Annotated in this window: 9 protein-coding genes; 2 read left to right on the top strand and 7 right to left on the bottom strand. The window is 53.8% G+C overall.

Features of this window, described 5'->3' with window-relative positions; genetic code table 11:
- Positions 1 to 186 precede the first annotated feature (186 nt).
- Both B060_RS0116655 and B060_RS0116660 read right to left on the bottom strand, forming a co-directional pair.
- Positions 187 to 1,062 carry a glycosyltransferase family 2 protein gene (locus tag B060_RS0116655; RefSeq protein ID WP_018082942.1) on the bottom strand — a complete coding sequence of 292 codons (876 nt, stop codon included), beginning with the start codon at positions 1,060 to 1,062 and terminating at the stop codon, positions 187 to 189.
- A gap of 91 nt (positions 1,063 to 1,153) precedes the next feature.
- Entirely contained in the window at positions 1,154 to 2,203 is a 1,050-nt protein-coding gene (locus B060_RS0116660; protein ID WP_236621623.1) for a glycoside hydrolase family 16 protein, read from the bottom strand.
- Positions 2,204 to 2,275: 72 nt separating this feature from the next.
- On the opposite strand from B060_RS0116660, the gene B060_RS0116665 reads away from it, so the two are divergent.
- Positions 2,276 to 2,563: a hypothetical protein gene (locus tag B060_RS0116665; protein ID WP_018082944.1), complete on the top strand. Its 288-nt coding sequence runs from the start codon at positions 2,276 to 2,278 to the stop codon at positions 2,561 to 2,563.
- Positions 2,564 to 2,728: 165 nt separating this feature from the next.
- A complete protein-coding gene (locus B060_RS0116670) occupies positions 2,729 to 3,607 on the top strand; it encodes a sugar transferase (protein ID WP_236621624.1) in 879 nt (292 codons plus the stop codon).
- 896 nt (positions 3,608 to 4,503) lie between these two features.
- Here B060_RS0116670 and B060_RS0116675 read toward each other — a convergent pair.
- The 5 genes from B060_RS0116675 to B060_RS0116695 all read right to left on the bottom strand — a co-directional run bounded on the left by B060_RS0116675 (position 4,504) and on the right by B060_RS0116695 (position 11,849).
- Positions 4,504 to 5,976 carry a V-type ATP synthase subunit I gene (locus B060_RS0116675; protein WP_018082946.1) on the bottom strand — a complete coding sequence of 491 codons (1,473 nt, stop codon included), beginning with the start codon at positions 5,974 to 5,976 and terminating at the stop codon, positions 4,504 to 4,506.
- Positions 5,977 to 6,071: 95 nt separating this feature from the next.
- Positions 6,072 to 7,526, bottom strand: coding sequence for an oligosaccharide flippase family protein (locus tag B060_RS0116680; protein WP_018082947.1), 1,455 nt, complete (start codon positions 7,524 to 7,526; stop codon positions 6,072 to 6,074).
- Positions 7,527 to 7,657: 131 nt separating this feature from the next.
- A complete protein-coding gene (locus B060_RS0116685) occupies positions 7,658 to 9,841 on the bottom strand; it encodes a GumC family protein (RefSeq protein WP_018082948.1) in 2,184 nt (727 codons plus the stop codon).
- A 37-nt stretch (positions 9,842 to 9,878) separates the two neighbouring features.
- On the bottom strand, positions 9,879 to 11,150 hold the full coding sequence (locus tag B060_RS0116690; RefSeq protein WP_018082949.1) for an outer membrane beta-barrel protein: 1,272 nt from the start codon (positions 11,148 to 11,150) through the stop codon (positions 9,879 to 9,881).
- Positions 11,151 to 11,246: 96 nt separating this feature from the next.
- Positions 11,247 to 11,849 carry a polysaccharide biosynthesis/export family protein gene (locus B060_RS0116695; protein WP_018082950.1) on the bottom strand — a complete coding sequence of 201 codons (603 nt, stop codon included), beginning with the start codon at positions 11,847 to 11,849 and terminating at the stop codon, positions 11,247 to 11,249.
- Between the last annotated feature and the right edge of the window lie 232 nt (positions 11,850 to 12,081).

Genomic DNA, 12,081 nt, shown 5'->3' on the forward strand with positions numbered 1-12,081 from the left:
ATCCAATTCGTGTCTATTCGAGCCCGAACGTCGAGCACAGCGACAAATATAAACTCCACTTCGGGACGGTCTCTGTCCAAAGTATGTCTTTTGACGATGAAATCATCGGCGCGAGTGGACGAAAAACGGATAAGGGGGTAAATCGATTGAGCGGATTGACCACGGGAGGCAAACCTAACTATTCATCTAAAGCCTAAGGGCCCGTTGAGGGTCTGCCGGCCTTAGAAGGCAGTCCTTGAGAGCGATCAAATTTCCCCTAAACCGCCCTTTGCGGTCTGCCCATGGCTCAGGCTTGAACTGGCGCACCATGTTCGCGAAGACATTTCGACCGATACGTATCAAACCCACCGAAACAGGAACGCTGCCTTTTTGAATCATATATACGATGTTGGCCACTTGTGAGTAGCCAAGCTTCTGTCCTGGGGTTCTGCCGGACTTTGAGCCCATGTGTACGCCGCGCAATCGGTTAGATTTTATAATCTTGCCGAATGGCGCCAAACGCCGTGAAAAGTCAACGTCCTCCCACCATCCGTATAGCGGCAGAACCTCATCAAATAATATGTTGTTGGCTGTCGCAGTCTTAATGCGAACGACCATGTTGCAGCCATAGGCATTGAAGACTTCTGATACCTGCTCACCAGGGAGATTAGGCAACCCGGAAATCACCTTCTCCGCCTCATCTAAGCTTAAGCCTGGACCATTTATTCCATCCGCGACAACATCCCCAGTGGCTATGACAACACTAGGCTGCTGCTCGAAGATCCTCTCGACTTCGCTTAAAAAGTTGGCATCTGCCACAAAGTCGTCGTCAAAAAAAGCCAGCACGTCAATGTCGCCTGCAGCTCGGATGATCGTGTTGCGTTGCGCGGGCAAACCCTTGGGACCACGGATGACAAACACCGGCATGCTAAGGGCAATATTGCTTGCCGCATCGTAGTCACCATCAGCTGCGGGACATACGTATATTGCGTCCGGCAAGCGTGTTTGACGCTTAAAGGTATCGATGACTTTTGGGAGCAGATCTGGGCGCCCCGCCGTAGCGATTGCAACAGCTATTTTCATGAAACGGACTTCTTTTCGTACGAGTTAGCGAACCATTTGCGTTCCGGCCGACCGAATGCCTACCCTCACAGGCCATCCGACACAAATTTAATCAAGCGTTGCTGCGTTTATATACTCTGACGTAATCGACCAACAGGTCAGATGGGTTCGGGGTGTTATCCGTCGACCATCCACTCCCCAAGGCTAAATCAACCAAGACCATTAGCGGGTGCTTGTGTTCCGGTGGGGTCTCTGTGCGCCAGGTCTCAACACCATCCAAATACATCACGACCCAGTCGGGCTCAACGCTCACGCCATAGCGATGATAGTCCGCCGTCAAGGTCCCCCCTTCTACGCGGTGGATATTATTTTTTCCACGCTTCTGTGTACCATCCTTAGGCCAAACCGTCACCGTTGAATGGAGCGCATCGGGAAATTGACCGTAGTACTCAAACACGTCGATCTCTACATTCGGGTCCGTCATAGTTGGTGACCAACTATTGAGCCAGAAAGCGGGCCATGTCCCCTCCCCTGGCGGGAGTTTGGCCCGAACTTCAAAATAACCATATTGCTGGGTAAATCCAAAACCCTCATGATTGACGCTGGACATTATCCCTGACCGCCATTTGCCGTCGCTACCTTTTCGAGCTTCTATTTGCAGGGAACCGTTGGCAACAAAGAAAGGAAATCCCGGCACCGGGTCAACGAACATCGCCTCGCCAAAATCACCCCACCAAGGCGTGTGAGGGTACCAGCGTTTCGAAAACTCCTTGAGCGAGAAATTAGGATCATCAAACTCCTCACTGAAGGTCAGCGTATATTTGCTAAGATCAATTTTTTGAGGGTTAGAGTCTTGCGCCTGCAATATCGAATAAGCGGAAGCCGTCACGACACCGATGGCGCCGGCGCCCAGGAGTAATCTTCGAGTCAACGAACCTGATTTTGGATCTGTGGTTTTCTCGGCCCTAACAGGAGTCCGCTTGACCCGTTTCTTTTTCACGACATGAGGCATCGCACGTTCCTTCAGCGAACCAATCCAATGCGATTGGAATGTTTTAAAATTAGAAGACTCATAACCTAAAGCGTCAAGAGTATCACCTACCGCAATGCAAAAAATACTTACAATCAGCAGCCCACTTGGCGGGGCCAAATATTTAGTCAAAATTAAGTATCTTTTTAAAAACAATGCTTACCTTATTGCCCTACTGTGTCTCCATACCACGGAGACAAAGTCATGGCGTTAGAAAAACGTTCACCCTCTCATAGCGATGAGTTCCTGGCGCAGAAGCCAGCCAGCTCCCCCGTCCTTCAAGATGTCACCAAAGCGGCCAATCTCTCAGGCGACGCGACGGTTGCGGTCCACGATCTCCAGTCGAGCATAGACCGGGCGTTTTCCTTTTCCCCACGCAGCACTTCAGAGGTTGAACCTTTGGCTTTCGTGGCAGGGATCGGCGGCGCCGTCCTCTTTAGTGGGATGGCGTGGATAGGTTTGGCGAAAGCTTTTACCCTTTTGCTCGGATAATTCGCCCGCGAGGCGAAAATGCGCTGTAATTGATACGTCTCAAAAAAAAATGCAAAATTTCCGCAATGCACAATGGATATTGCCTAAAGTATCGCATATGCTAACATCTAGTACTCCGGCGGGAGACGGCTATGGCGAATCCAAAATGGGTTTGCTGCGAGTCGCGTGAAGGTTTTGGTTGAGCCAAATGTTCAAGCTGAAAATCTTTCCGAGCGTCCACACGAGCCAATTTTAAAGAATTTCGCTCGGATGGTGTTACGTATTTGGGGCCAAGTCGAACACAACTATAAATGCGACATGGTCTTTTTTAAATCTACTTCAACATCATGTTTGATGAAGGGCTGTATCATGGCTAGCTTGCAGAATGGTGTTCTAACGGAGAATCGCTTCGTGCACCAACGAACAGTCGATGTGTCACCTCGTTTACCAACGCTCAATGAACTCGCTATTCGCATTTTCGATATTGTGATTAGCTTATCTGCTATTTTGTTTCTTGCGCCGGCGCTTATTGTCGTTGCCATATTGGTGAAGTTGCAAGACCAAGGTCCCATCTTCTTTGCGCAACGCCGCATTGGCCGAGACGGTCGGGAGTTTCCCTGCTTCAAGTTCCGCAGCATGCGTGTGGACGCAGCAGAGTTATTGAAGACTCTGCTGGCGACCGATGCTCAGGCGCGCGCAGAATGGGCCGCTGACCACAAACTTCGCAATGATCCGCGTATTACAGCGCTGGGTCGCTTCTTGCGTAAGTCGAGCATCGATGAACTCCCCCAATTATTCAACGTATTACGCGGCGATATGAGCCTTGTAGGCCCTCGTCCCATCATTCAGGCCGAAATTGTCAAGTACGGTCGCTCCTTCGACAACTATGTGTCAGTCCTTCCTGGGATCACCGGCTTGTGGCAGGTCATGGGCCGCAATGACGTCACCTACAACCGCCGCGTCGCCATGGACCGCTTGTTTGCTCGTAAAAGGTCGTTCCTGATCTATATCATGATCCTCGTCATGACCGTGCCGGCTGTTTTTGCCCAGCGTGGATCTTACTAAGTTCAACCTTAGACCGCTCAAGTATAAAACTGATAAAGCCCTGCCGGTTCGGCAGGGCTTTTTTACTAATGGCGATCTCTTAAAGGACTTAGATAGACACGATCATCTTTTCCAAATCGTGCAAAAGTCCACGATCGCAGGCAAACCTGCGCCAACCGAACCGCTGACCTGGCGATATCCCGATCTCCCGCGCCAATGCCGAAGCGTTCACGCCCGGAACCAGCGAACGCGACGTCTTCTCGGCTTTGTAGTCGTCAGCCTACTCTCGACGAATTCGACCAATAAAACCCGAGCCGGAACTGACCACCTCCACAAATTGGAAGTTTCTATCCCTACGCATATCTCCAGACATAGAAGTTCACCATCGCAACGCTTCTCGGGCTGATAACATGGCCGAAAACTACCAGCTATATGGGGCCAACTGCCCGCTTGCAAATGAGGCAACTATCCGCGGCTTAGGAACATTTCAGATGGAGCAATGCGAGCTCTCATCCTGATTGACGCGCTACAGGTCTTCGCGCCCCGAACTTATCAAACCCATCATCGTACATCTGAACTCCTTCGCCAAAAGCTGATAGGAGCATGATCGCGCAAACCTAAATCAAATGGTTTGTGGGGCGCTCATGCCGGATACGAATGATCTCTATTTATTCCGCTTGATAAGCCGGACGAGCCTGCCGAGTGTTGCGACGACACGAATTGGTTGTTTATGGTTCTGAGGCAGGGAAACATGTTCAACCTTGTTAGCTTCAAGGAGCGAAACGAAGTCGCCGCCCTCGCTGCCATAGAAGACCTGGTGACCGGGGGGCGGATTGGGTACAGGCCAAGTCCACGGTCGCGTGGACATTTCCATTGCCGAAGATACAGTGGTTAGAAAGATGGAGAACACGCATGTCTTAGAGCCTGCCTACACGAGAGCTTGGACGTTTACGCTGCGGCACATCCTCTTCCGAGCCATCGTCAGACACCGCAGCTTCGGTCTTAGACTGGTTCCGAACGCGGCCCTTCCGTGTGGCAAGACCAACAATCAAACCAAACATCACCGCGAGGAACACGCCGTAGTCGGGGGTTGTACCCGACAGGTACATAGAGACGAAGGCAACCAGAATGGCAAGCTTTGCGCCGTGCGCCAGTTCAAAAGCCTGACGATCCGATGACGGGATACGGGCCGCGAAAACGCGGACGAGAAAGGCCGCAAATAGTGCTCCCCCCAGGATGCCCGTACTCGCCAGAATATTGACGAAAAAGTTGGAGGTTCTTGCCGCCCCCGCCCCCACGCCGATGCCATGGCTTTCGCGAAAAGCCGTCATGCCCTGCGCGGTCCAGGCCGAGCGCTCTAGATAGGAGCCTGACTGCGTCTTGTTAAATATGATGGCGTCCAGCATATCTTTAACCATCTGACGTAGTTCAGGCGACGAGAGAAAGATGCTAGCCCCTATTAAGAACACCGCCAAACACCCGAGCAATTCGTAGAAGAGAACGACTTTTTGGGCCTTTGGCGCAAACAATGACCGCCACAGGATGTCGATGACATTTAGGAGGCCAAAGACGGCCAGGGCACCGTAGGCCGTCGAGGCCGTCGACAAAAGAGCGAAAACCAGGCAGGCGATTGAGATCGGATAGACGTACAGTTTTCGGACACGCGGGGAATAGGCATTTCTGGTGAAAAACAGGAGTGAACCGAAGCTTGTCGAAAGCGCGCCAAAACTCGAGGCCTCCGACATCATCCCGATGACGCGGCGAACCCCGTTGACGTCAGACCCATCCATGAGGACGTACGAGGCCGTGCGGAATTGCTCAAGCACAACATCGAGGCCTGCCGCGGTCCCTATCATATCCAGGAGACCCGTGAAGACAACAGCGGCACCGCCCCAGAGCAAGGCTGTACCTAGTTTCTGAGAAAAGCCGCTCCAGCGCGCCATGGCATAGATTGACACAGCTACGCCCAGAGCTTCGATTTGGTTGAGCGCCTGGTTGAAATTGGAGGACGTAGGAGCAAGCGGGACCACATAGGACACGAGCCCCGCCGCTTTCATCGGATAGACCATGATTTGGCCCTGGAACATGCGCGGAAGGGTGAACGCGCCAACAACGGCCACAATGCCAAATAGGCCCAGCAGCCCCATACGGCGTACATCTATCAGCGCAACAACCATCCGCTCGGCCTGGCCGGCGATCAAAGCCTGACGACCGACAAGAAGTAAGAACGCCACGGCCGAGGCCAGGACCGTGGTTCCGCCGATCATGTCTGGGGGGATGATGGCCAGGGTTCCGAAGCTACAAAGCGCCATGGCTATAAACAGAAGGGTGTTACCCGGTCTGAAAAAACCGACGGCCAGGGCGAGCAGGACGATAATGGCGGCGATCAATTAACGTGTCCAACAAAGGGTGTGGCGAAGCTAGGGGCAACAAAAAGCATATCACGCGTCCTGATCGATTGGGCAGAAGGTTCTGACGCCCGACATTAGCCGATGCCCACTTCTTGGTCTCGTTTCTTCCAGACCAAACTCAATACGGTCAACAAATCAGGTCCGAACAGTTTGCGGTCAAACAGAAGCTGACCAAAAACAATAATGCCACCATATACGGCCACGGCAATAACACCTCCCAAAATGGTCGGATGGGATAGCCCGATCGCAAATAAGGCGGCAACACCTGCCGTCGAGGCCGCGATGGGTCCGAGGGCGTGTCGAAGCAAGGTGGCCGTATCGAAGCCGATGAGGGTGCGCGATACGGCGTAGGCCGCAATACATTGCCCGATGCTCACAGCGCCCACGGCCACGCATGCCGGCAATAAACCAAATTGTGAAAAGATCAGGATGGCCAGGAACCGGGCTAAAGCGGTACAGACGGCGACGACCATCGGTATCTTGGCATGCCCCCGGGCATAAAGGACCGCCCCCGTCATCGACGAAATGACTGTAAAGGGCGAAGTGATGCAGAAGATGGCCAGCGGCCAACCGGCGAGAGCCCACTTCGGCCCCAGCAACAAGGGAAGGATATCGGGCGCCAGGGCCGCGGCCAGAAATGAGCCTGGAACCAAGATCATGCAAAGCAGACGCGTCATCTTCGTGAAAATGGCGCCGAGGTCCTCTTGCTTGGCGTGGAGGGACTTGTAGTAGAGGTTTGCCCAAATTGAATTCCCGACGGCCTCCGCCAGGAAACGGGCGGCCTGTGTGGCAAATCCATAGGTTCCAAGCGCTACACCGCCCATGGCTCTCGAGACCTGAGAGTTTTCGGCAATCCGCCCGGCAAACTCGACAACCTTTGAAACTGTCATGGAACTGCCAAGACGTAGGTGGCTATGCAGACCGGTCATGGAGAAGGTGATATGTGGCAAGTAGAATTCGCAGGCGTTGAAGAGGATGGCGCGCATGACGAACACGGACACATATTGCCACACCATGGCCCAAACGCCGAACCCCGAATAGGCACAGAAGACGCCCACGCCCGCACCGCAAATATTGCTCGCCAAATCGATCATTGCCGGCGCCACAAGCCTGCCCTTCTGGATCATCCGTGCCATCGGTAGGACGCCAAGGGAGAGAAGTGGGAAGATGAGGGCCAAGGCCATAATGATCAGAGGCAGGCGCGGCTGGTTCGCTGTGAAAGCGATGAAGTAGGAACCACCGATGACACCGGCACCTAAAAGTATGGCGACACACTGAAGCATCCAGAAGGCGCTGGACCAAACTCGGTGATTGGATTGATCTTCGCGGGCAAGACTGTTGGCAAGCCCCGCATCCGCCAGCGGCATAACGAGGGAAACAATCGGAAGAGCTAGGGCATAGAGCCCCATTTCTGCTGGGCCAAGTAGGCGCGCCATGATGGGCAGCATAAGAAGCTGGACGAGCGCCTTGACAAGGTTCGCGCCCCAGCTTGCTACGATGTTCGTGGCAACTTTCTTACTATCACTCATGAGAACATTCCAGACTCTGCAAGAGCAGGCAGGAAGCCAGAATTCTCGCGTTTGCCGATTGAAGGCACTTAAGTCCCAGTACTATAAGCGCAAAAAGCTACCGGCCCCTAAGGGCCGGCAACCTATATTATTTAGTTTTGGACGTAGTAGCTCTTGTAGTCTTTGTAATAATAGCCAGCGTCGCCGTAGCCATATTTGCCTTGAGCTACGACGTCGACCTGTGTCAGAGCCGCGCCGTTGATTTCAACACGCGCCCCTTCAAGGATGTCAACAGCGGCCTGGACAGCACGCTTAGGCGTCTTGCGCCAGCGTATCAGCAAGGCGACATAGTCAGCCTTGCGCGCCAGAATGCGGGTATCGGCAACAGGCAGGATAGGCGCCGTATCCAGGATGACGTAGTCGAACTGTTCCCGAAGCAAGTCCAACAGGGCGTCAAATTTCGGATTACTGAAGATATCCTGGCTGGTCACCGGGTGCACCGACAACGGAACATAGTGAACCTTGGTGGCTTCGTCCTGCTGGATAACCTGTGCAAGACTGACCTCTCCCATAACCGCTTCAACCAGACCCTTTTCGGGCGACTGTTTGAAGATGGCGTTCAAAGATCGCTTACGAAGGTCGCAGTCGACCACCACGACCGAGTTACCCGCCAGCGAAAAGGCTGTCGCCAGACACACGGAGGTCGTCGTCTTGCCTTCGCCAGGCAAGGCGGAGGTTACGGCAATGACCTTTGGGACCTTGTTGGGTGAATAAAGTATCGCCGCCCGCATATTGCGGAAACCTTCCGCGAACACCGAGAGGGGTCTTTCTGCCAGGTACAGATATGGCACCTTAGACGTTTCGCTCTTCTTCAGCGTCGAGCTCACATCGGCAATGCTTGCCAGATAATTGATACCCAAGGCATCTTCGATGTCCTTGCTGGTCATCAAACCCGAATCGAGGGCTCGGCGAACGAGGACGGATGAGCCGGCCGAAAAAGCCCCTGCCACCACGGCCAACATGAGGGACAGAGCCAGCTTCGGAGACGAAGGTGCCTGCGGCGTCTGAGCCCGCGAGGCCACAGTTGCGTTGGACGTCTGCAAGCCGGATTGCGTTGAGGTCTGCTTCATGCGGTCAAGATAGGATTCATAAAGCTGTCTGACCGATTCAGCGTTCAACTCGAGTTCATTAAGCTTGACGCTTGCTTTTGAATTCGAGGCGAGTTGCCCTTGTGCACGACGGACGGCGCCCACCAAGGACCCGGCGCGTTGCTGCTGAATCTTATCCTGAGCATCGAGGTTAGACATGATGCGACGGATTTCTGCCTGAATCTGGCTATTGATATCTGCGAGCTGATTCTTGGCCTTGATGACTTCAGGGTGCATGGGGCCATAGTGGCTCTGCAACTCGGCCAAATGCGAGGAAATGGTTGCAGCCTGAGTGCGCAGATTGGATACAACGGAAGAGCCCAGGGCTTCACCGACGTCGTCACCGCTCGAGCCGGCCGCCATTTGATTTCTGGCGGTGTTCAGACGGGCGGCACTTTCGGCCCTGTCAACTTGCGCAGATGCCAACTGACGATTCAGGTCCGAAATTTCCTGCTCCGTGAGCGTGGAGCCCGTCGCACTCATCAGGTTGTTTTGAATTTTGTACTCTTGAACAGCACGCGCCGACTCATCGACCTGCTGCCGCAACGTCGTGAGTCTTTCGTTCAGCCAACCACTTGCCTGTTGGTTAGCGGCTTCGCGTACGGCGATTTTTTCGTCAAGATAAGACTGTGCCCACGCGTTGGCGACTTCGGCCGAACGTCCCTTGGAAGTGCTGGTGTAATTTATCTTGATAAGACGCGTCAGGCCCACGCGCTTGACGTCAATATTTTCAAGGAGTGCGTCGGCTGCCGTTTGAACGACCGGATCCACATCTGGCTTGGCCGCCACCGCTGACTTCTTTGCTCCACCAATCAGTTTGCGAATGCTAAACTTCTCGGCGGAAGCCGTACCGTTGTAGGCTGGGTCATTTTGCAGCTTCAATTGCTTAACGACGCGAACAGCGACCGCATTCGACCTCAGAAGCTCGACTTCGGAATCGACGGTTGCCGTATCGGCTTGCTGACCGTTATCCTGCTGGCCGGGAAGCGCCACCTGAGCTTCGTTGGAAATCAGGACGCTTGAGGTCGCCGTATATTTCGGTGTCTTGAAATAAGTCACCGCGAAGACCAGTGCGGCGACAGCAACAAACACGATGAGCATAAGCCCCGTATATCTGCGCAGATCAGATATCACCGCTTCAAGCGTGATATTATCGCCGTGTTCCTGTTCGTTGGTAGACGCTGCCATGAAATGTTCCGTCGAGGAATGGAGTTAAAAAAAGTGTTTAGTAGGACAAGACTGCAGAGAGCAGTATCGCGTTATCATCAAACGAACGAATTGCGTTCAAGCCCGATGAATCGTATTTTTGGTGAGATAGTTTCGCAACGAACCCAACACGGCGACTGATCATGTATCGGCCCGAGGCTGAAAGGGTATCGCTGGTATCTGTGCGCGCCCCGTTTCTGAAGTCATAGCTGACGTGGGTATAGTTACCCGTTACAAGCAAGTTACGCAGGAGCTCATGATCGACGGTGACGCCGGCAGTTGTGGTAAGCACGCCCGAGGAGATGGTACCTGACGTCGGGTTTTCATAATAGCCGCGATCGAGCAGGCCCGTCACAGTCGTAATCTGGGTCGGGAACCATTCGACCTTGGCATGGGCGTAGCCACTGGTCAGCTTGCCCGACGTCAGATTCTTATAATCCTGAGATATGGTACCTAGCTGGATGTCGCCACGCGCCAGAGCGCCAATTTCAAAACTCGTTCCCACGGCGAGGAAATAGCCGTCCGAGTCATTACGCGATGACTGATCGTAGCGGCGTTGGTTGGCTTCGCCGGCCACGAAGAGCGCGAAACTTGGGCTGATCGCATAATCGACACGGCCGCTCTCAGCTGTCGTATTCAGGTCGCGGTAATCTTGCGGAATCGTACCGCCCGCCGTGGAGTTGACCGTGTGATAATTCTCGGTCTGACTGCGCAGACCGCCGACAAATTTCACGCGATTGCTTACGAGCGTTGTACCGACGCTCACGACGTCGATGTCGATCGGAACCGGCTTTTGGGCCAGGGGGTTTGAAATATAAGACGCGCGTGATTCGTAGGTTCGATTATGTGACAGGCCGCCATTAAGGCTCGCACTGGAATTGATATCCAGTCGGCCATTAAGGCTTGCGTTCCATGCCGTCGTATTCTCAGTTGATGCCGAGCTATAGCTGTCGGAGACCGCGCCCACCTTGAACGAAAGGGCGTGACGGCTCCAGGTGGTGGCACCGCTTACGGCAGGCGCGACCCTGAACATAGCGGCCGATGTTTTGTCCGATTGGGTGTAACGGACGTTGTCGTTATAGCCCAGACCCGCTTCAACGGTCGGGCTGACTTTGAAGGCACCCAGATTGAGGCCCAGAGGCGTAAATTCAGGGTGCTGACGATCAGCGACCGAGACAGCATGGTCGCGCGAAAAATTGTTATCAATCGTTTGGGCCTGCACCCCGGCCGCAAAAGCCAAACCCGCGATTGCCACCCCCGAAGCGGCAAAAAGGCCAGTTGTTTTTCTCATTATAAATCCTCTATCGCGCGACCAGTCCGTCTGGTTACGCGCTCGCTCAGCCCGCCGGGCAGATATTTTTCGCTATACGCTCAGGTGATCAGGTGATCAGAAATAACGCTCTACAATCCGGATCGTATCACCCGGCTCAATCACCAACTTCGAGTCCAGAGGCAACTGAACCTCATCAGTCGCGTTAGCGCGCTTGATATAAACTTTTTTGTGGTTGGCCCGGTACGTGTAACCTGACGCCGTGGCGACAGCGCGCTCTACGGTCATCCCTGATGAATAAGGATATTCGCCAGGTTTGTTGACCTCGCCCAGAATATAAAACGGACGATAGCTCAAAACCTCGACACTAACCTTGGGGTTTTGCAAGTAACCGTCAGCCAGCGCCTTGGCAATCCGCGACTGCAGTTCCGACGCGGTAGCGCCCACAGCCGGAATTTCCCCGATCAGGGGAAGTGCGACCTTCCCATCACCCGACACAGCGAACTCGCCACTGAGATCGGTTTCGCCAAAAACAATAACGCGAACCTTGTCTGCCGAACCGAGGCGATACTCGTTGCCCTGAGGCGACAGGACCGGAGCAGATGCGCTCATAGCAGGCGCATCAGTACTGGCTTGGGCAAAGACCGCTGGCGCAACCGCCGCAGAGGCCGTTGCCATCATGAGTGCCAAAATAAGAGTGTTCTTCACGCGTCGCGACATATGTTCGTTCTCACAGCTTTCGACCTAATTAAGACCAATACCTTAATATAAGCTTGTTCGATTTCAGCCTACATTGTTTCTTTCCGCAGTGCAACATAAGCATCGCCGGTCGCACGGCCAACACAAGCAAGGGCCATGCCAGCTTGACAGAGCCGCCATGGAATAGGCCCTGGGCCGTGGCGGGAACGCGGAATCACCAGCGACTATAATAAACAAGAGCGAATGGCTTGTT

Source organism: Asticcacaulis benevestitus DSM 16100 = ATCC BAA-896 (assembly GCF_000376105.1).
GTDB lineage: Bacteria > Pseudomonadota > Alphaproteobacteria > Caulobacterales > Caulobacteraceae > Asticcacaulis > Asticcacaulis benevestitus.

Excerpts from the sequence above, each read along its gene's own strand:
- B060_RS0116655 (WP_018082942.1), bottom strand. The coding sequence starts at position 1,062 with ATGAAAATAGCTGTTGCAATCGCTACGGCGGGGCGCCCAGATCTGCTC.
- B060_RS0116665 (WP_018082944.1), top strand. The coding sequence starts at position 2,276 with ATGGCGTTAGAAAAACGTTCACCCTCTCATAGCGATGAGTTCCTGGCG.
- B060_RS0116680 (WP_018082947.1), bottom strand. The coding sequence starts at position 7,526 with ATGAGTGATAGTAAGAAAGTTGCCACGAACATCGTAGCAAGCTGGGGC.
- B060_RS0116685 (WP_018082948.1), bottom strand. The coding sequence starts at position 9,841 with ATGGCAGCGTCTACCAACGAACAGGAACACGGCGATAATATCACGCTT.
- B060_RS0116690 (WP_018082949.1), bottom strand. The coding sequence starts at position 11,150 with ATGAGAAAAACAACTGGCCTTTTTGCCGCTTCGGGGGTGGCAATCGCG.
- B060_RS0116695 (WP_018082950.1), bottom strand. The coding sequence starts at position 11,849 with ATGTCGCGACGCGTGAAGAACACTCTTATTTTGGCACTCATGATGGCA.